Here is a 20,689-nt window from a genome sequence, read left to right on the forward strand (position 1 = left end):
TCTGTCCAACGGATGAAAGCGCGATTCCCGCTTGCACGGCCTTTCAAGCCTCGCTAAGGGCTCCCTTCCCGTGGGCGTGTAGCTCAGTGGTAGAGCACTGTGTTGACATCGCAGGGGTCGCAAGTTCAATCCTTGCCACGCCCACCATGATAAGGCCCGTAAAACCTTCTGGTTTACGGGCCTTTTTTGCGGTGAACGGACGCATGTCCTTGCCGTCGCATTTTTGCTGTTCGGCGAGTTGTGAAGACCAGACGCCCAATTGGTATCAATTGACACCATCTGAAAACGGGCTATGCCTTCCACTCGAGCAAAATGATGAACTGGCGGCAGCGGCAGGTAATTCAGGCGTCTGGTCCATATAGTCGCAACCGTTCGGACACCCGGTCAGCATTCTCGATCGTCAATGGTTTCAACTGCATCCCAACATGCCGAGGTTTGTATGTCTGACACGGAAGTCACGCTGTCTGTCGGCGGCGCGGCGCGCAATACGGCCGCAACATTTGATCGCCTCAACCCCGTGACGGGCGCGCTCGCAACCCGTGCCGCTGCGGCAAGCACCGCAGATGCGGTGGCGGCTGTCGATGCCGCCGATGCCGCCTTCGACGATTGGGCCGCGCTGGCCCCCAATGCGCGCCGTGCCGTTCTGATGAAGGCCGCCGATGCACTGGACAGCAAGGCAGACGCCTTCATCTCCGCGATGATGGACGAAATCGGCGCGACCGAAGGCTGGGCACGGTTCAACCTGATGCTCGCCAGTGCGATCGTGCGGGAGGCGGCCAGTCTTACCACACAGATCAGCGGTGAAGTTATCCCGTCCGACAAGCCAGGCTGCATCGCCATGGCGGTGCGCGAACCGGCGGGCGTCGTGCTGGGTATGGCCCCCTGGAACGCGCCGGTCATCCTGGCGACCCGCGCCATCGCCGTGCCGCTCGCCTGCGGCAATACCGTAGTGCTGAAGGCGTCAGAGCAATGCCCGCGCACCCACAGCCTGATCGTCGAGGCGTTCGTGGAAGCCGGCCTGGGGGGCGGCATCGTCAATTTCATCGCCAACGCACCGCAGGATGCCGCTGATGTCGTCGGCGCGATGATCGACCATCCCGCCGTGCGCCGTGTCAACTTCACCGGATCGAGCGCCGTCGGGCGGATCATCGCGCGACGTTGCGCCGATAATCTGAAGCCCGCGCTGCTGGAACTGGGCGGCAAGGCGCCTTTGATCGTGCTGGACGATGCGGACCTCGACGAGGCCGTGAAAGCCGCGGCCTTTGGCGCGTTCCTGAACCAGGGACAGATCTGCATGTCGACCGAACGGATCATCGTGCTCGACGCCGTCGCCGATGCGTTCGTCGTGCAGTTTCAGAGCAAAGTCGCCACCATGGCCGTGGGCGACCCGCGCGAAGGCAAGACGCCGCTGGGCGCTGTCGTCGATGTCAAGACCGTCCACCATGTTCAGGCGCTGATCGATGATGCGCTCGCGGCAGGCGCCATGCTGGTGAACGGCGGCGCGGCGGACGGTGTGCTGATGCCTGCCCATGTCGTCGACAAGGTGACACCGGACATGAAGCTGTTCCGCGAGGAGAGCTTCGGCCCCGTCGTGGCAGTGATCCGGGCGCGGGACGAAAATCATGCCATCGCCTTGGCCAATGATACCGAATATGGCCTGTCCTCTGCCGTCTTCACCCGCGACACAGCGCGCGGCCTGCGTGTCGCGCGGCGCATCCGGTCCGGCATCTGCCATATCAACGGCCCGACCGTGCATGACGAGGCGCAGATGCCGTTCGGCGGCACCAAGGCCTCGGGCTATGGCCGTTTCGGCGGGAAGGCGGGGATCGACGCCTTCACCGAACTGCGCTGGATCACCATGGAAACCCAGCCCGGTAAATATCCCATATAACGGCCTGCCTTTACCGGATAATCCCCCGAAAATATCATGGCGACAAGGGGCCCTGATCCCGGTCCCGCGCCACTGTCGCCTGGACGAGACGGATGGCATTGCGCGGCTCTGTTTTGACCGCTCCGGCTACGCGTTACCGCCCAGCCGGTCGGCAATGCCGCTAGCCGATGTTGCGATCCATGGCTGTCTGCTCCGCCAGAAAGCGGCGGATCGCCTTGTCCTCGGTCAGGCCGATCGCGATGTCGACGGCTTGTGCCGCCTCCACCCGGCGGCCGGACAGGCGCAGCGCATGGCTGCGCGCCACCCACCAGGGCTGATAGCTTTCGGCCTGCCGGGCACATTGGTCCAGCAGCAGCAAGGCCCGGTCGGGCGCGCCGCTGTCCGCTAGCGCAACCGCCCGCGCCACTTGCGCTCCGAGTGACGGAGCGACCGCGACCAGCAGGTCGTAAAGACGGTTGAGCGGCGCATGCAGCGCCTCCCCCGTCATCAGGCTTTGCGCGTGCAGCGACTGGATCGCCGCTTCGGTCTGAAACCGGCCCGGCTTCGCAAAGGTCGCGGCCGTGCGCAGCCACGTCTCCGCCTCCCGCACCATCGGCCGCGACCATTGCGCCGGGTCCTGGCGGTAGAGCGGTACGAAACCGCCCTCAGTGTCGCGCCGGGCGACGCGCCGCGCCTCGCAATGCAGCATCAGCGCCAACAGGCCCATCGCTTCGGGATCGTCGGGCAGAAGTTGCACCATCAGCCGTCCAAGCCAGATCGCCTCCTGCGCCAGGCCCTTGCGGCGCGCATCTGCGCCCATCACATCTTCCCAGCCGGTACCATATGCGGCGTAGATCGCCGCCAGCACGGTGCCGGTGCGTGCGCCGATCTGCTCCGCGTCCGGCACGACGAAGGCGATGCCTGCATCACGAATCTTGGTCTTTGCCCGCACCAGCCGCTGCCCCATCGCAGCAGGCGACATCAGGAAGCTGCCTGCGATCCGCGCCGCGTCCAGACCCAGTACAGTCTGCAACATCAACGGCGCCTGCACACTTTCATCGATTGCCGGATGTGCGCAAACGAACAGCAGCTTCAGCCGGTCGTCGCCGAATATCCCGTCATGCGGCATATTGCGTTCCTCGCCCAGCAGGGTCAGCACCGGCTCTGCCGCACGGGCGGTGACAGCACGGGCGCGCTTCTGTCCAAGGGTCCGACGCGCCGCCGTCAGCAGCCATGCCTCGGGCCGATCGGGTATGCCGCGCACCGGCCAATGTTCCAAAGCGGCAGCGAAAGCGGCTGACAGTGCATCTTCGGCGGCAGCGATATCGCCACTGCGCGCGGCAAGCATCGCGACCAGACGACCGTAGGACAGGCGCGCGGCTTGCTCTGCAACGCTGCGCGCCTGTGCCTGCGTCATCGTCCCGCCATCACGACTGCGGTGGCGGGGGCAGGACAGGACGGATTTCGACCGATCCGGCGCTGACGCACGGCGCGCGCGCCGCCCATTCCAGTGCTGCGTCAAGGTCTGCCACATCCAGCACAACATAGCCCCCCAAGGCTTCCTTGCTGTCCGCGAAGGGGCCGTCGTGCACATGGCGCACGCCATCGACGATGCTGAGCGTCGTCCCGGTTTCGGGCGGTTGCAGCCCGTTGCCACCCACCATCACGCCAGCTTGCGCCATGGCACCCATATAGGCGTTCCAGCCGCCCCAATAGGCATCGGCCTCGGCCGGGTCCGCCCGCTTGCCGACTTCGGCAGCGGTTTCCTTGTAGAGAAGTACATAATGCATGGTCTATCCTTTCCTGTGTTGATCCGTCAGGCAATCATTTTGTGCCGGGCATGGCGATATGCGGGCGCACGACGACACGGCCTGTCGCAGCAGCGGAGATGCGCCGCGCCCATGTTTCGGCGGCTGCGTGATCTGCGACATCGATGATGAAGTAGCCGCTCAGCCGCGGCGCATCGTCGCCTGCGGCAACCGGCGACGGATCGTCGAGCGCCGCGCCCCCTTTCATCACGCCCGCCTGCGCGAGCGCCGCCCCGAATGCGGCATAGTCGCCCCAATAGCGGCGGCCCGCTTCGCCACGATCGTCCCGCAAAGCCAGATCCTGCGGGCGTTCGTAGATCATCAGCGTGAAATCGCGCGCCTGCGCGGCACTGCCCGCGCCTGCCAGCAGCGCGGACAGAAGCAGTCCCAGATATCGATGAGCCATCGCGGCCTCCCTGTACCCTGCAAAGCCACCATGACTTCGCATGACAATGAGCCGCGCGGATCGCCGATTTAGACAGGCGTGGAAAATAAAAATGCGGAAAAGTGAAAAAAGCCCTCAGGCCTGTTCGATCGCGAACACCGTCACGCCGGCATAGCGGGCATCGCGAGCGTCATACAGCGGCATGGGATCGAACGGGCGGTCGGTCAGCGCCACATCCTTGAGACCCGTCAGCTTGAAACTTCCGAGCTTCAGTTCGCGCGGCGCCTGTCCGTCGCGCGTCAGGGTCACGGCGTCGAGATACAGTTCGTCATGCCGTGTGTAGAGAATATGCGGCGCCAGCACTACGCTGGTCCGGTTGTAGGTCGCGGACACGCATTTGCGCAGCGCGATCGCCTCGAAGAAAATGCGGTTCGTTTCCATTGCGCCCAAATTGTGCGGTCGGACGCGGATGTCCAGTGTTTTTGTGCATTGCAGCAGCGCGGCTGCCAGTCCCGTCAGTCCGCCGCAGCCGGGGGATAGGCGACGCCGAGTTGCTCCAGATAGCTGCCATATTTGGCCGGATCATAATAAAAAGGCTGCATTTTCGGACGCATGCGCTCCATGATTTCCGCATTCAGATGGATCGCGGGCTTGTCCTCCGGCGTCAGGGCTGGGTCGTAGGTTTCGTCCTTGAACTGCACAGTCTGCTGATATTTCTTCGCCTCCGCGATCAGCGCGGGCGTGGTCACGAGGTCCAGCACGGTCATGGCGACGGCTTTCGCCCCGGCGACCGCGCCCTTGTGCGCGATCGGCGTGGCCATCGCCATGGCGGACGTGACATGGTGGCCGATGACGTTGGGGACGTTCGACGGGAAGCCGATGGTGATCGTCGGCACGGTCCACATCACGTCGCCGATGTCGTCCGATCCGCCGAAATTGGCATTGCCGCGCGTTTCGGGCGTCGACAGCGGCATGATGGCGCTGTCCAGCGGCTTTAAGGGAAACTCGTTGGCGGTCTGCACCATCTTGGCGAACTGCTGGTCCGCCGCGGTCCATTTCGGCATGCCGACCGCCTTGATATTGGCATAGGCGGCTTCGGCGAGCGGCTTGTTGCCATAATTGGGCGCGGCATAGCCGAGCAGACGGTGCGACACGCTGGTCCCGGTCGCCTTGGCGGCCGCTTCCGAAATGCCGTTGCCCAGGGCGTAAAGATCCTTGATCGCCTTGAAGTTCTGTTCGCGGAAATAATACCAGACCGAGGCAGTGCCCGGCACGATGTTCGGCTGGCCCCCGCCGTTGGTGATGACATAATGCGACCGCTGGCTGAGCGGCAGATGTTCGCGGCGGAAGTTCCATGCCGCGCCCATCCATTCGACCGCGTCCAGCGCGCTGCGGCCGTTCCAAGGGGCCGCACCATGGGCGGTCTTGCCGCGGAACACATATTCGACCGAGACCATGCCATTGAGGCCCAGATTGCCGTAACCCGTCCCGAAAGCCGACGACACATGCGTGAAGATCGACGCATCGACGCCCTTGAAAACACCGTCGCGCACATAGAAAGCCTTGGTAGCCAGCAATTCCTCCGCCACCCCGGGCCACAGCATCAGCCGCCCCTTGATCCCGTTCTTCACCATCACATCCTTGGCGGCGAGCGCCGCCGCGATGATGAGCGGCATGCCGCTGTTATGCCCTTCGCCATGGCCCGGCGCGCCCTCCACTTGCGGCGTGATCTTTGCCGATCCCGGCATCTGGCTGAGGCCGAGCAGCCCGTCGATGTCGCTGCCCAGCGCGATCAGCGGCCCGCCCTCGCCCCAGGTGGCCGTCCAGGCGGTGGGAATGCCCGCGACGCCGCGCGTGATCTTGAAGCCATTCTGTTCCAGAATGCCGGTCAGATATTCGGACGTCTTGAACTCCTGAAAGCCCGGCTCGGCGAAGCTGAACACCGAATCGACCATTTCCTGCACCATCTTGGCGCGGGCATCGACACCGGCGGCGACCTCCGCCTTCAAAGCGGGCTTTGCCTGCGCGTTGGCCGCCTGCGGCGTGGCGAGCATCGTGGCGCAGAGCAAAACAGCAGCGAGCGGGGCAAGAGGCTTGGTCATAGGTGAGGCTTTCGGATGGGGGAGGCGTCAGATGGCCCCGGCGAGAGATTTCGCCGGGGCCAGGATCGCGGCTTATTTGCCGGTGTCGAGATTGGGATATTTGATCCCGAGCTGTTCGAGATAGCTGCTGTATTTCGACGGATCATAATAGAATTGCGTCATCTTCGGCCGCATCTGCTCCATGATTTCATGGTTGAGATGAATGGCGGGCTGATCGTCCTTGGTCAGGACGGGATCATATTTCTCGTCCTTGAACTGCACGGTCTGCTGATAGGTTTTCGCGTCGCTGATGATCTTTGGCGTGGTCAGCAGGTCCAGGACGGTCAGCGCCACGGCCTTGGCCCCGGCGACGGCGCCCTTGTGCGCGATCGGCGTGGCCATGGCGATGGCGGACTGCACATTGTGGCCGATCATGCTGGGGATGTTCGACGGGAATCGGATGGTGATCGTCGGCACCGTCCACATGATGTCGCCAATGTCATCCGATCCTCCGCCCGTGGACGGGCCACGGGTTTCGGGCGACGACAGGGGCGGGATGGTGGTGGCGAGCGGTGCCAGCGGCTGCCCGTTGGCTTCCTGCGCGGCTTTGGCGAAGGCCTGGTCCTCGGCAGTCCATTTGGGCAGGCCGACCATCTGGATATTCTTGTAGGCGACTTCCGCCATCGGCTTGTTGCCGAAATTGGGCGCGGCATAGCCCAGCACACGCTTGGTGACGGTGGTGCCGGTCGCCTTCGCCGCGGCTTCGGCGATCGTCGTGCCGGTTTCGTAGAGCGCGCGGATCGACTTGAAGTTCTGCTCCCGGAAATAATACCAGACCGAGGCGACACCCGGCACGATGTTCGGCTGACCGCCGCCGTTGGTGATGACATAGTGCGACCGCTGGGTGAGCGGCAGATGCTCGCGCCGCATGTTCCAGCCGATGTTCATCAGCTCCACCCCGTCGAGCGCGCTGCGCCCCGACCAGGGCTGGCCCGCGGCATGCGCGGTCTTGCCCTTGAACGTATATTCGACCGAGACCATGCCGTTGTTGCCGCTGTCGCCATAGCCCGTGCCGAAGTTCGATCCCACATGGGTGAAGATCGAGGCATCGACATCCTTGAACAGGCCCGCGCGCACATAATAGGCCTTGGTCGCCAGCAATTCTTCCGCGACGCCGGGCCACAGCATCAGCCGTCCCTTGATCCCGTTTTTCACCATCACGTCCTTGGCCGCGAGCGCCGCCGCGATGATGAGCGGCATGCCGCTGTTATGCCCTTCGCCATGGCCCGGCGCGCCCTCGACCATCGGCTTGATGGTCGGCGTTCCGGGATATTGCGACAGGCCGAGCAGCCCGTCGATATCGCTGCCCAGCGCGATCAGCGGCCCGCCCTCGCCCCAGGTTGCGGTCCACGCCGTCGGGATGCCCGCGACGCCGCGGGTGATCTTGAAGCCATTCTGTTCCAGAATGCCGGTCAGATATTCGGACGTCTTGAACTCCTGAAAGCCCGGCTCCGCAAAGGAAAAGACCGAATCGACCATTTCCTGCACCATCTTGGCGCGGGCATCGACACCGGCCATCGCCTCTTTCTTCAGCGCGGGCGACGCCTCGGCATGCGCCAGCGTCGGCATGGCAAGCGCGGAGGACAGCAGCAAGCCTGCGATCATTCCCCGGCCGATCGGCCGTTTGCGCATTACGTCAAGAAGACCAGTCATTGTTCATCCTTCCTGGAACCATATTTGGCGATTTGCATGTCGCTCCGCGAAAAAAGGCGGACAGGCCCGGCGAAAAAGGGGAAACGCCGGGCCTGTCCCTCCCTCCCCCCGTCAGAGCGCGAGCCGCACGCCCATGCGGAACACCCGACCCAACACATCGTACAGGTTGCGGTTGGTCTGCGGATAGGCAGGCGTGTTGTTGCCGGTCGGACCATTGCCGACCAGCACCGGATCGGTGTTGAGCACGTTGCGGATCGAGACGAACGCCTGCATCTTCGCGCTGCTGACTTCGAACGAGTAGCTGGCGTTGAAATCGAGGTAGAAGGCGCCGGGGATCTTGTTGCGGTTGATCGTGCGGTTGTCCGCCGTGGACAGCGGGCAATCCGTCGAGCAGACGATATAGTTGTTATTATAAACGCCCCCGCTGACGCCGCGCCCGACGAACTGGAAGGCTATGGCATCATTGTCGTAGCCTGCGGTCAGGCGATAGGTCCAGTCGGGCAGGCTGCCGGTATTTTCGCCCGCTGCATCCGTCGCCAGGGTAACGCCATTTTCGGTGGTCAGCTCGAACGCCCGGCTGGCAAGCGCGCGCAGGGTGACGTTGCCGCCGAACATCGGGCGACGATAGCTTGCCTCGAAATCGATGCCGCGCGTCTTTTGGCTGACGAAGTTGGTCGGCTTGATCTCAATGCTGGTCACCGCGAGGCCCGGCGTGGTCACCCCGCGTCCGCCCGTCGTCGAGATGAAGGCGCAGGATTCGGCAATGTTCTGGAGATAGCAGCGATCGACGAGAGTCTGCGCGGTGAGCGAGGAAATCGCGCCCTTCAGCGTGATGTCGTAATAGTCGACCGACACCGCAAATCCGGGAAGGAACGTCGGCGTCAGGATGACGCCCGCGCCGTAGGTCTTGGCGATTTCCGGGCGCAGATCGCTGTTGCCGACCGTCGATTCGTTGAACTGGTTTGCCGCGACGGTGCCGTTGGGCTGCGGCACGTTGACGGTGTTGGTGCGGCCCGTGCCCGGTGCGAACAACTCCGAAAGGTTGGGCGCGCGGATATCGCGCGAGATCGTGCCGCGGAACTTGATGTCGTCGATCGCCTGCCAGGTCAGACCCGCTTTCCAGGTCTTGACCGTGCCCGATGTCGAGTAATCGGTGATGCGGAAGGCGCCGTTGAAATCCATGCCTTTGAAGAGCGGCACGATGGTTTCGACATAGGCTTCCTTCACATTATATTTGCCGAAGGTGGGCAGATAGTTGCCGTAAATCCAGGTGCCGGTGGTTACGCCATTGGTCACGATCGGCTGATACAGCGGATCGACATAGCCCGAGACCGATTCCTTGCGATATTCGCCGCCGAAAGCGAGCGACACCGGCCCGGCCCACATGTCGAACAGATTGTTGGTGGACAGGTTGAACGCCGCCACCTCCTGTCTCAGGTCCTGCGTACGCAGCGGTTGCGAACCGTTGTAGAGCACGTAGTTGATCGCCGCCTGCGAAGCGCCGCCGACACCGATGCGATTGAGCGGGACGCAGCCGTTGGACGGATTGGTGAGCGTCGAGCGGCAGACGATGGTGCCCGCCGCGATCCCCGCCGCATTGCCTGCCGGGGCGACGACCGCATCGGTCGCGAGTGTCATACGCTGGATGTTCCAGGCGTTGGTCAGCAGTTCGCGGGTCTTCGTGCGTCCATATTGATAATAAGCGTCCCAGCTCCAGTCCTTGCCGAACATGCCGAAATCGCCTTCGGCACCCAGCACATAGCGGCCGACTTCGCGCTTGTTGTCGCTGCCCTGCGGCGGGATGTCGATGTTGCTGGTGCCGATCTGGATGGACGTCAGATTGTTGGCGACCATCGCCGCGCGCACCGAGTCCGGCAGATAGGCATTGTCCCGCTGAATGACGACACCCGTGGTCGGCGTCTGCTGATAGAAGCTCTTCCCGTTGTAGTAGCTGTAGGCAAGCTGGCCGAACAGTTCGAACGCCGGCGAAAACTCATAGCTGACCCGGCCGAAGGCGCTCGCGCGCGTTTCGGACGGCAGCAAGGTGGCGCTGCCGCGGTGGCCTTCGGTCGTGATGTCGGTATCACCGCCGATCATCCACTGGCCGCTGGTTGCGCCGAAATTAAGCTGGTTGACGGTCGCCTTGCCGGTTGCCGGATTCACCGATCCGAAATAGGTGCCGCGCAACGGACCGGTGCTGACGAGGCCACCGGGCGTGAACTGACCCGTCCCGATGCCATCGGAAACGATAAACTCCGCGACGCAGGGCGTGTTGAGCGATGCCGCATCGGTGCAGCGGGCGGAGCTGTAGGCGGGATTGTTCGCAAGGAAATAGCCGCTGTCGTTCCAGTCGCGGTCGATCGTCTGGATGCCCTTCTGCGTGAAATATTCGCCGCTGAGCAGGATATGGCCCTTGCCACCGGCAAACTCCTTGCCGCCGGTCGCGGTGAACTTGTGGTTGGGGCCGTCGCCATAAGTGGTGACGCCATGCTCATATTCCGCCTTGAAGCCCTTATATTCCTTGTCGAGGATGAAGTTGACGACGCCCGACACCGCGTCCGACCCATAGGCCGAGGACGCGCCGCCCGTCACCACTTCGACGCGGGAAATCAGCGCCTGCGGGAAGGTGTTGACGTCCACCTGACCGGTGGTGGTCGAGGCGACCGACCGCTGGCCGTCGAACAGCACCAGCGTACGCGCCGCGCCCAGGCTGCGCAGATTGACGCTGTTGACGCCCGCCGCGCCGTTCGAAAGCGAGCCGTTGGTGCTGGCCGCCGTGCCGGACCCGCGCACCGCCGGCAGCGTGTTCACGAAATCGGAAATATTGGCGGGTGCTTCGGCCTTCAGTTCCTTGGTGCTCACCACACTGACCGGGGTCGGCGCATCATAACCGTCGCGCACGATGCGCGATCCGGTGACGGTGATGTCCATATTGTCGGTGCTCTGGGGTTCGGCCTGATCCAGATCGGCGGCAGGCGTCACATCCTGCGCATGCGCCGCATGCGCCGCCAGACAGAAGGCGGCACTGCCGATCGTTGCGAGCAGATGCAGCCGCGCCCGTTTGTGCCCTTTGGTGCAGCCGTCGGCCGCCGAATGTTGCAGATCGCCCATATAATGTCCCCCTGGATCAGTAATTTCCGGCTTTCTGGCTTCCGTCTCCTGTTGCCGCCGCGTGTCACCTGTCAGGCGCCGGGCCGCTTTCCCTGTTCAATGTGCCGCCGTTCATTCTCCGGCCATGCGTTCCCGAAGACGCTCCCGACGCCTCGCTATTTTCAGTGCGCGTGATGCCATCGCGCCGACATATTGTTTCCGTTTGAGGTCAACGAACGGGTTGGCAGTTTCCGCCACTGCTGTTCCCGACGCCTGAAGCGTAACAGAAACAATCTTGCGGTTCTCGGGAATCTGCGGCACGAATAAGCAACATTGCGATGGATTCACGCATGAAAGGAACATATTTTGACGATTTCAGCCGCATTATCGCTGGATGATATTGATTTTCGAATCCTGAAAGAATTGTCGGCAGACGGGCGCGCGTCGGATGTGGCGGTCGGCGAACGCATCAACCTTTCCAGCAGCGCCGTCGCGCGACGGCGCAAGATGATGGAGGAATCGGGCATCATCGGCGGTTATAATGTGTCGGTGAATCTGATCGCGCTCGGCTTCAGCGGCGTGGTGCTGGTCGCGATCGAGCTGAACTCGCAGGCGGAAAATGTGCTCAACGAGTTCGAACAGGCGGTGATCAAATGCCCCTCGATGTCCTATTGCGGCTTCGTGTCGGGCGATACCGATTTCATCATCATGATCCACGTCACGTCATTCAACGACTATGACAAGATCTACCGGCAGGAATTATCCATCCTGCCGCATGTCTCCAAAATCCGCAGCAGTTTCGTGATGCGCGAAGTGGCGCGGCGCACCAATCCGCCGACGATATTCGAACGGCGATAGCGCCTGGCAATGACAGTCGGCAATGTGTGGCCGACGGCCTAACCGACGGCCTTCGTGGCCTTTGCCCGCGGATAGGGTACGAACTGGCCAAGCCCGATCGAACCGCGTTCGAACCGCGATCCGGTGTCGAACAGCCGCACGATATCGACATTGCACAGTTGCGACAGCGACGTCACGGTGATGAGCGCATCGCCCGTGCGCAGGAACGCGGCCCCCGATGCAGGGCGGTTCACATAGAGAACGCCGTTGTTGCCCTCATAGATGATCGCCGTTCCGCTGATGATCCGGCTGGAACGGATGTCGCGAAAGTTGATGCAGCTGACCGGCTCGCCCGCTTCCCGACCTGCGATCGCCTTGGCGAGCTTCGCCTCTCCCACCTCACGAATTTTCGACGATCCCTGCGCCTGCGCCCCGGTCGCCAATCCGCCGACCGTCGATACCGCCGCAAGCAACGCGGCAGAAAGCAGCACCTTGGAAAACTTCCGCATCACATCACCTCGATCCGCGTTCGTAGCGAAAAACCCATAGCCGATCCTTCCTGAATAAGCGATGACCGGATTCGAGGAGAGGAACTGCCATGGCCTTGCGCTATCGCGTCGCGCTGGTCGGTTACGGACTGGCAGGGAAAGTGTTTCACGCGCCGCTCATCGCCGCGACGCCGGGCCTCGCCTTGCATTGCGTCGTCTCGCGCGATCCGGCGAAAGTGCATGCCGACTGGCCGGATGTCCGCGTCTATCCCGATCTTGGGGCCATGCTTGCCGATCCGGCGGTCGATCTGGTGGTTATCGCAACGCCCGATGCGCTGCACGCCACGCAGGCCGAAGCAGCGATTGCGGCGGGCAAGGCGGTCGTGATCGACAAGCCTTTCGCGCTGCGCCTTGCCGATGCGGAACGGCTGTGCGCCTTGGCGGCTGCGCGCGGCACTTTGCTGTCGGTCTTTCACAATCGCCGCTGGGACGGCGATTTCCTGACGCTGCGCGCGCTGATCGCGCAAGGGGCGCTGGGCAAGATCACGCTCTACGAATCGCACTTCGACCGTTTCCGGCCGGTGGTCGAGGATCGCTGGCGGGAACAGGCGGGCGCGGGCATATGGCCCAATCTCGGCCCGCATCTGGTCGATCAGGCGCTGGTCCTGTTCGGCATGCCATATGCCGTATCGGCGGACCTGACCGTGCTGCGGCCCGGTGGCGTCGCCCCCGACCATGCGCATGTCCAGCTGCTCTACCCCGACCTGCGCGTCATCCTACATGCCAGCATGGCCATGCCCCTCAGCACGCTGCGCTTTGCGGTACATGGCCTGGGCGGCAGTTTCCGCAGCGAGGGGCTGGACGTACAGGAAGGCCAGTCCCGCGCGGGCATGACGCCGCTCGACGCGGGCTGGGGCGTGGCCGAGCATCCGGCCAGCCTCTATCGCGCGCAGCCCGATGCGACCGTCCGGGTTGAGCCGGTGCCGCTGATGCGCGGCGCCTATCCCGATTATTATGCCGGGATATGCGCGGCGCTGGCTGGTGACGGACCCAATCCCGTGACGGCGCAATCGGCACTCGACACGATGCGGGTGATGGACGCGGCGGAGCGCAGTGCCGCCGAAGGACGCGTGATTCCATGTCCAGCAGATAGTGACATTTGAAACTTTCTGTCGCATAGGCGGGCCATGAGCACGCAATATGAACGCCCGCCCGAATCGGCAGCCGACTGGACCGTTCCACAGGACTGGGCGCGCTACACGGCGGACGAGCATGCCATGTGGGACCGGCTGTTCGCGCGTCAGTCCGCCATGCTGCCCGGACGGGTGACGCCTGCCTTTCTTGAAGGGCTGGACGTTTTGCGGATGACGAAGCCGGGGATTCCCGATTTCGACGAACTGTCCGAACGCCTGATGAAAAAGACCGGATGGCAGGTCGTTGCCGTGCCCGGCCTGGTGCCCGACGACGTGTTCTTCGACCATCTTGCCAACCGGCGCTTCGTCGCGGGGCGGTTCATCCGCACCCCCGACCAGATCGACTATCTTCAGGAGCCGGATGTCTTTCACGATGTGTTCGGCCATGTGCCGCTGCTCGCGCATCCCGCCTTTGCCGATTACATGCAGGCCTATGGGCAGGGCGGCCTGCGCAGCCTGGGCTTTGGCGCGTTGCACAAGCTCGCGCGGCTGTACTGGTATACGGTCGAGTTCGGGCTGATCCGCGACGGCGACGATCTGAAGCTTTATGGTGCGGGGATCGTCTCGTCCTACGGCGAATCGCGGTTCGCGCTGGAAGATGCCTCGCCCAACCGCATCGCGTTCGACCTCATACGCCTGATGCGGACCGATTATCGCATCGACGATTATCAGCAGAGCTATTTCGTCATCGACAGTTTCGAGGATTTGTTGCGCCAGACGATGGAAACCGATTTCGCGCCGCTTTACGCCGCGCTGGAGACGATGGACGACCTCGCGCCCGATGCGATCCTCGCCGAAGACCGCGTGCTCACGCGCGGTACGCAGGCGCATGCGAAAGTCGCTTTGTCGTCCTGATGCCCTTTTGATCTTGCCGGTGATGCCTCCGGGGCGCTACTGTCCCTCGCAATCAGTATAAGGGGTCGCATCGGGGGCACTTCCATCAGGCAAAGGCCGGTGGAAGGGTGGGAGACACAAGGTGCGACGCTATTCCCTTTCACATGCGGCGGCTCTGGCGGCGCTGATCCTGGCCCTGCCGACGCCCGCCGGGGCACAAGGCGACCGACCCAGCCTCGCCGACAGCTTCCGACTCGGCACGGGCGGCGGTGCGCTTTGTCAGGCGCAGAGCCGCAGCGGCGATCCGGCGGTGGGCACCTTGTTCGACCGCGCCTGGACGATCGCCTGCCGCGATTCGGCACAGCCGGTCGGGCGGCTCTATGCCCTGCGTCTGCCTGCGGGCATCAGCGACGCCGCGCTGCTCGAAAAACTGACGCAATCGCGCGGCGCGGCGCTGGCGTGCAGCGAAGAGGGCGGCGCGACCCTGCCCGATCTCGGCACGGTCCTATCACGTAACTGTCGCATCGCCGACAACGGCGTCGCCTATCGCATCATCCGCTTCACGCGCGGCAACACCACATATGTCGCACAAGGCTTCGCCAGCTATGGCAGCGCGCTCGATATCGGCCTGCGCACGATCGTCACCGATCGCGCGATCGACGCCAAGGTCGAGATCGCGACGCTGGGCGGCGACGACATGGCCGCCTTCGCCCGGTTGCAGGCCGCCAACCTCGATCCGCAGACGGTGCTGGCGGAAGGCTATCGCCGCAACAATTCCGGCAATTATGCCGAAGCGGCGGAGTTTTTCGACAGTCTGGAGGATCGGCTGGCGGCGGCACCCGACACAGCCCGGCTCACCCCCGTGGAACGGCAGGCGCGGGCGCATGAATATGCCGTCAATCGCGCGCTGCAATTGTCGAACATGGGCGAGTTCGCACAAGCCGATGGCGTGTTCGCGCAGGCCCGGACAATTGCCACCCGCGATCCGGTACAGCTGCGCCTGCGCCGCAATTTCGAGGCAATGCACCGGCTGAACCAGCGGGACTATGCTGCGGCGCTCGCACTGCTCAATCAGCCGCTCGGCGATCCGCTAGACCCGCTGCGCGACGAGGCCGGCGGCATATCGCTCAGTCCGCAGATCGCGGCCGCCATCAACAGCGCGGGTCCGTCGATCGCATCGCTGACCGGTGGCAGCGAAACGAAGCTGACGCCCGTGGAGCGCGCGGCGATCATCGATGCGCAGACCGAACAGTTGCGCGGCACGCTACTGCGGCTGACGGGCAAGCCTGCGCAGGCGCGCGCAACGCTTGCCAAGGCACTGGCCGATGCCATGGCGATCCGCGAGGGGCGCGTGACGTCCATCACCCGGCTGCGCGCGCAACTGTTGGCCGAGATTGCGCTGACGCATGAAGCGGAAGGCGATTTCGCGACGGCGGAGGCGCAACTCATTCAGGCGGTGGCGCTGCTCGCCGCGCAATATCCCGAAACCGTGGCGATGAACGGCGCGCGGGCGCGGCTGGGCGCTTTTCTGGTCCGGCGCGGGCGGACGGAGGACGCGATCGCGCTCTATCGCCGCATCATCGCCTCAACGGCGGAAAGCCGCAACGCGCTGACCGGCCTGTCGAACCAGTTACAGCCCTGGTTCGCGCTGCTCGCCGCACAGATACCCACCCGCCCCGAACTGACCGCCGACCTGTTTCTGGCGACGCAGACGCTGGTGCGGCCCGGCGCGGCCGATACGCTGGAAGTGCTGACTCGCGAGCTTTCGGCAGGCACCAGCGAAGGATCGCGGCTGTTCCGCCAGTCGGTATCGCTGGCGCGCGACATAGAAAGGGCGCGAATCACGCTGGCGCAACTGACGCAGGCCCAGGCCACCAATCCTGCGGTCGCGGGCGAAATTGCCGCCCAGCAACGCGATATCGCCGCGCTCGCCGATCAGCAGACAGCGACACTGGCGGCGCTGGCGGCCTATCCGCAATATCGCGCGGTGGCGAAGGACGTACTGACGCTCGCCGATATGCAGGCGACGCTGAAACCGGGCGAAGCCTATTTCAAGATGGCCCAGCTTGGCGACGCGCTCTATGCCGTGTGGATCGACGGAGAGGGTGCCACCGGCTATCGCCTGCCCGTTACGACCGCCGCGCTGGCGCAGAAAGTCACCGATCTGCGGGAGACGATCTCCACCACCGTGAACGGCGCGCAGGCGACCTACCCGCTCGACGTGACGCTGGCCCGCAGCCTGTACGGCGATCTGTTCGCGCCGGTCGAGGCGCGGCTGGCAACGGCAAGGCATCTGATCGTGGAGCCGGACGGGGCCATGCTGCAACTGCCCGTCAATCTCCTGATCGCAAGCCAGACCGGCGTCGATGCCTATACCAAGCGCGTCGCCGCAAACCCCGACAGCGAGTTTGATTTCCGCGGAATCGAGTGGCTGGGACGCAGCCATGCCATCAGCACCGCCCTGTCCGCCCGGGCGTTCCGCGACGCGCGCAATGCGCCAGCCTCGGCGGCGGCGCGCGACTATATCGGCTTTGGCGAAAATGCGCCGGTCTCGCCGCTGCGCAAGATCGCGCTGACGCGGGCGGCGGGCGGCGCGTCCGGCCCCGACTGCACCTGGCCCGCGGCCGAATGGAGCCGCCCGATCCCGGCGACCGAATTGCGTCAGGCCGCCCAGCGCATCGGCCTTGCCGGGTCCGAAGTGCTGACCGGCACGGCTTTCACCGACGATGCCATTCTGGCGCGCGACAATCTCGACAGCTTCCGCATCCTGCATTTCGCGACGCATGGCCTCGTCACCGCGCCGCGCGCGCAATGCCCGGCGCGCCCGGCGCTCCTCACCAGCTTCGGCGGCGCCGGCACATCCGACGGGCTGCTCCAGTTCGGGGAAATCTTCGACCTGAAGCTCGACGCCGATCTCGTCATCCTCTCCGCCTGCGACACGGCGGGCAAGGCCAGCGTGGAAGCCACGCGGGCGGCGGGCCTGACCGGGGGCGGCGGGGCGCTCGACGGGCTGGTGCGTGCGTTCATCGGCGCAGGCGGACGCTCGGTGATCGCCAGCCACTGGCCCGCGCCGGAGGAATATAAGGCGACCGAGCGGCTGATCGGCGGCCTGTTTTCCGCGCCGCGCGGCACCGGGACGGCGCAGGCCCTGCAACAGGCGGAAATCGCGCTGATGGATCAGGCCGAAACCTCGCACCCTTTCTACTGGTCGGGCTTTGCGATCATCGGCGACGGGGCGCGGCCACTGGTCACCCCGGCCGCCGTTGCCGCCCGTTGAGGGCGCGCACACGATCATGAACGCCGTCCGCCGACAATGGCTGCACCGCGCGACACGGATCGTGCGGGATGCCGGGCGCTGGCGACTGGCAACGACGCTGATCGTCCTGATCGTCGCCTTGTTCTGCGCCCGCTTCAGCTGGGAGTATGTGCCCGTTGTCGGCGACGCCGAGCGCACGCTTTACGACCTGCGGATGACCCATTTCGCGCCACGGGTGGATCAGGACCCGCGCGTCGTCCTGATCGTCTATAACGACCAGACGCTGATCGCGACGAAGAAGCGATCGCCGCTCGACCGTGCCACTTTGGCCCGCGCGCTGCGGACGATCGACGGACTGGGGGCGAAATCCATCGGCATCGATATCCTGATCGATCAGCCGCAGGACGAGGATGCGGAACTGATCGCCACGCTGCGGGCGATGAAAACCCCGACCTATCTGGGCTATGCCGAAGTCGCCGACAATGCCGAACAGATCATCTATGAGCAGCAGCAGTTTCTTGATGCCTTCATCGCCCGCGCCCGTACAGCCAGGGTCAAGCCCGCGAGCATCCGGCTGGAGGCGGACGCAGACAATGTCGCGCGAAGCTGGCCTGCGCAATTGCCCAGCCTGCCGACGATCCTGGTGCAGGCGATGGCACCTTCGCCTGCTTTCGAGCGGTATCGCGGCAGCATCCGCTATCGCCTGCCCGCCGATCCCGACCGGCCGGTGTTCGCATCCTTCCCCATCGACCTGTTCACCGATCCCGCGACCGGCGCGGCCTTCGTCGATCAGGTGCGCGGGCGGCATGTGATGATCGGCGGCGATATCGTCGACAATGACCAGTTCGAGACGCCGATGTCGACGACCAGCGGCAAGTCGATGATCGGCCTTGAAGTCCATGCCAATATGCTGGCGCAATCGCTCGACGGGGCGGCGCTGCGCCCGGTGCCTGCGGCGATATTGTGGGCAGTGGCGATCCTCGCTGTCCTGTCGGCCGCGTTCACCAGTCTCGCCGAGTTGCGCTGGTATGCGCTCGCGCCCTGCCTTCTGGTGCAGGCGCTGCTGCTCGGCGGTCTGCCCCTGTGGTGGCAGAGCAGCGGCTGGGATACGCAGGGGGTGCCTGCGATCGGCTGGGCGATCGGCTGGGTGCTGGCGTTTGCCGCCGTCGGCTCCGCCGCGCGGGCGGTCGGGTCGCAGCAGCGCCGTTTCGCCCAGTCGGCGCTGGGCAAATATCTGCCGCGCGACATCGCCACGCAGATATTGCAGGAACCCGAGAAACTTGCCCTGCATGGCGAAAAACGGTCGATTTTCGTCGTGTTTACCGATCTGGAGGGCTTCACCAAATTGAGCCACGGCATCGCGCCGGAAATGGTCGCGCAGTTGCTCAACGGCTATCTCGACATGCTTTCGGACGTGGTGCTGGCGCATGGCGGCACGATCGACAAGTTCGTGGGCGACGCCGTCGTCGCCTTCTGGGGGGCGCCAATCGCCAGGCCCGACGACGGGACGAAGGCCGCACAGGCCGCCTATGCGATGTGGCAGACAGGCGAAGCCTTCCGCATCGGCGTGGCGGAGAAATATCCCGACGGGTCCGTCCCGCCGATCGGCAAGACCCGCGTCGGCCTGCATTATGGCGAGGCGATCGTCGGCAATTTCGGCGGCGAGGGACGCATCCAGTATACCGCGCTGGGCGACAGCATGAACACGGCGGCGCGACTCGAGTCGGCGAACAAGGCCCTGCAATCGAGCATGATGGCGAGCCGCGAAGCCGTGGAGCGCGCCGGTCTCGACTGGTGGCGGCCGATGGGCACGGTGGTGCTGCGCGGGCGCGCGAAACCCGTCGACATATTCGAGCCTGCACCCGATTTTCCGGCCAGTGACCGCGATCACTTAAGCGCCATCCTGAACCGGCTAAAGACGGACCGGGCCGGGGCGCTCGTCGATCTGGCGGCGCTGCTGGCGCGCTATCCGCAGGACAATGCGCTGGCGCATCTATATTATCGGATCGAACAGACGAAGGATGGAGATGTCTATGCTGTGGGATAGGAACATGTCGATCGGCTGTGCGCTCGCGCTTGTGATGGGCACGCTGGCGGCGGCACCGCTGGCCGCCGAAACCATCGTCGTGCGCGCGTCCGGTCCCTCCGCCAAGGGATTCCCGCCCGGCCGCAAGCTGGCGGACAGCGGGTCGATCGCGCTCAAGGGCGGCGATGTCGTCACCCTGCTGGACGGGCGCGGCACCCGTACCCTGCGCGGACCGGGCACGTTCAGCCTCGCGGCGACCGCGACGGCGGGCACCGACAGCCGCACCAGCCTTGCCTCGCTGCTCGAAACCAAACGCGTGCGGCGTGCCCGCACCGGGGCGGTGCGCGGCGGCGTGGCAGAGGATGCCGCTGCTCCGCGCAGCCCCAATCTGTGGTATGTCGACATCAGCCAGGCCAGCACAGCCTGCGTGCCCGATCCCGCCAATGTCCGCCTGTGGCGGCCCGATATCGCGAGCGCGGCGACCGTCACGATCACCGCGACCAGCGGCGGCGGCAGCGCGCCGGTGGCGTTCGCGGCGGGTGAGGCCGTGGCAAGCTGGCCCGCCACGCTGCCCGTTACGGAAGGCGCGCGCTATCGCCTGAGCTGGAACGGGCTGGCGCGTCCGGTGGACATCGGCTTTTCGCTGATGGGGACCGACGCAGGCGGACTGGAAACCATGGCGTCCACGCTGATCGCCAGGAAATGCGACGCGCAGCTCGCCCTGCTGGTCGAAACCGTCGCCTTGCCCGATCCGGCCCCCGATGCGCCATGACAGCGGTATGCGCGGAGCAACAGTTTGTCGCAAATCCGCGATGATGAGACATGATGAGCGGGCACCGCGCTTGTCATAGGCCATAGGGGTTGATAGGTCGAAGGACACAAGGAGCGCCGTCACAAGAGCGGTGCCGAGTCCCTGTACGGTCGCATGAACGGCACTGGCCGGATGCTTTGGGCAAAGCAACCGGCCACATCATCGGATACCATCCGGCCGGCGTGGCGACAGGCCGCGCCCGTTTTCGCGGATGGCAGGGGGATTGTCATGGGGCTGGCGTTTCGCAGAGGATGTTCGGGTTCATCCCTGTCGTTCACCGGCACGTCCGCGTTGGCC

Annotated in this window: 16 protein-coding genes and 1 tRNA gene; 8 read left to right on the forward strand and 9 right to left on the reverse strand. The window is 64.6% G+C overall.

Annotated elements, in window-relative coordinates; translation table 11 throughout:
- The first annotated feature begins 72 nt into the window (after window positions 1–72).
- Both ENE74_RS02990 and ENE74_RS02995 read left to right on the forward strand, forming a co-directional pair.
- Window positions 73–147 (forward strand) — tRNA-Val (locus ENE74_RS02990).
- 292 nt (window positions 148–439) lie between these two features.
- A complete protein-coding gene (locus tag ENE74_RS02995) occupies window positions 440–1,891 on the forward strand; it encodes an aldehyde dehydrogenase (RefSeq protein WP_127689138.1) in 1,452 nt (483 codons plus the stop codon).
- Window positions 1,892–2,051: 160 nt separating this feature from the next.
- Here ENE74_RS02995 and ENE74_RS03000 read toward each other — a convergent pair whose 3' ends face one another.
- The 8 genes from ENE74_RS03000 to ENE74_RS18125 form a co-directional block, all read right to left on the reverse strand.
- On the reverse strand, window positions 2,052–3,287 hold the full coding sequence (locus tag ENE74_RS03000; RefSeq protein ID WP_127689139.1) for an RNA polymerase sigma factor: 1,236 nt from the start codon (window positions 3,285–3,287) through the stop codon (window positions 2,052–2,054).
- A gap of 10 nt (window positions 3,288–3,297) precedes the next feature.
- Complete coding sequence (locus tag ENE74_RS03005; protein WP_127689140.1) at window positions 3,298–3,660, reverse strand: YciI family protein; 363 nt, start codon at window positions 3,658–3,660, stop codon at window positions 3,298–3,300.
- Window positions 3,661–3,694: 34 nt separating this feature from the next.
- The gene (locus ENE74_RS03010) at window positions 3,695–4,084 is read right to left on the reverse strand and encodes a YciI family protein (RefSeq protein ID WP_127689141.1); all 390 of its coding nucleotides are present in this window, start codon (window positions 4,082–4,084) and stop codon (window positions 3,695–3,697) included.
- A gap of 114 nt (window positions 4,085–4,198) precedes the next feature.
- Window positions 4,199–4,504 carry a WYL domain-containing protein gene (locus ENE74_RS03015; protein WP_127689142.1) on the reverse strand — a complete coding sequence of 102 codons (306 nt, stop codon included), beginning with the start codon at window positions 4,502–4,504 and terminating at the stop codon, window positions 4,199–4,201.
- A 74-nt stretch (window positions 4,505–4,578) separates the two neighbouring features.
- Entirely contained in the window at window positions 4,579–6,165 is a 1,587-nt protein-coding gene (locus ENE74_RS03020) for an amidohydrolase (protein WP_127689143.1), read from the reverse strand.
- A gap of 72 nt (window positions 6,166–6,237) precedes the next feature.
- Window positions 6,238–7,857, reverse strand: coding sequence for an amidohydrolase (locus tag ENE74_RS03025; protein ID WP_241241791.1), 1,620 nt, complete (start codon window positions 7,855–7,857; stop codon window positions 6,238–6,240).
- Between the two features lie 111 nt (window positions 7,858–7,968).
- Window positions 7,969–10,968, reverse strand: a complete 3,000-nt coding sequence (locus ENE74_RS03030; RefSeq protein WP_127689144.1) for a TonB-dependent receptor plug domain-containing protein — start codon at window positions 10,966–10,968, stop codon at window positions 7,969–7,971.
- Window positions 10,969–11,079: 111 nt separating this feature from the next.
- Window positions 11,080–11,268, reverse strand: a complete 189-nt coding sequence (locus tag ENE74_RS18125) for a hypothetical protein (RefSeq protein WP_164847359.1) — start codon at window positions 11,266–11,268, stop codon at window positions 11,080–11,082.
- 45 nt (window positions 11,269–11,313) lie between these two features.
- Here ENE74_RS18125 and ENE74_RS03035 point away from each other — a divergent pair, with 45 nt between their 5' ends.
- A complete protein-coding gene (locus ENE74_RS03035) occupies window positions 11,314–11,805 on the forward strand; it encodes an Lrp/AsnC family transcriptional regulator (protein ID WP_241241792.1) in 492 nt (163 codons plus the stop codon).
- A gap of 38 nt (window positions 11,806–11,843) precedes the next feature.
- Here the strand turns inward: ENE74_RS03035 and ENE74_RS03040 are convergent, their stop codons facing one another.
- Entirely contained in the window at window positions 11,844–12,293 is a 450-nt protein-coding gene (locus ENE74_RS03040) for a hypothetical protein (protein ID WP_241241793.1), read from the reverse strand.
- An 89-nt stretch (window positions 12,294–12,382) separates the two neighbouring features.
- On the opposite strand from ENE74_RS03040, the gene ENE74_RS03045 reads away from it, so the two are divergent.
- From ENE74_RS03045 to ENE74_RS03065, 5 genes are all read left to right on the forward strand, one after another.
- Window positions 12,383–13,435 (forward strand): oxidoreductase, encoded by a 1,053-nt coding sequence (locus ENE74_RS03045; RefSeq protein WP_127689145.1) that lies wholly within the window; start codon window positions 12,383–12,385, stop codon window positions 13,433–13,435.
- A gap of 24 nt (window positions 13,436–13,459) precedes the next feature.
- On the forward strand, window positions 13,460–14,320 hold the full coding sequence (gene phhA / locus ENE74_RS03050; RefSeq protein WP_127689146.1) for a phenylalanine 4-monooxygenase: 861 nt from the start codon (window positions 13,460–13,462) through the stop codon (window positions 14,318–14,320).
- 121 nt (window positions 14,321–14,441) lie between these two features.
- Window positions 14,442–17,576: a CHAT domain-containing protein gene (locus ENE74_RS03055; protein ID WP_241241794.1), complete on the forward strand. Its 3,135-nt coding sequence runs from the start codon at window positions 14,442–14,444 to the stop codon at window positions 17,574–17,576.
- Between the two features lie 16 nt (window positions 17,577–17,592).
- Window positions 17,593–19,602: an adenylate/guanylate cyclase domain-containing protein gene (locus tag ENE74_RS03060; RefSeq protein WP_127689147.1), complete on the forward strand. Its 2,010-nt coding sequence runs from the start codon at window positions 17,593–17,595 to the stop codon at window positions 19,600–19,602.
- On the forward strand, window positions 19,589–20,353 hold the full coding sequence (locus ENE74_RS03065; protein WP_127689148.1) for a hypothetical protein: 765 nt from the start codon (window positions 19,589–19,591) through the stop codon (window positions 20,351–20,353). The genes ENE74_RS03060 and ENE74_RS03065 overlap by 14 nt, the downstream gene beginning before the upstream one ends.
- Window positions 20,354–20,689: the final 336 nt, after the last annotated feature.

Source organism: Sphingobium algorifonticola, from assembly GCF_004005485.1.
In the GTDB taxonomy this organism is placed as follows: Bacteria; Pseudomonadota; Alphaproteobacteria; order Sphingomonadales; family Sphingomonadaceae; genus Sphingobium; species Sphingobium algorifonticola.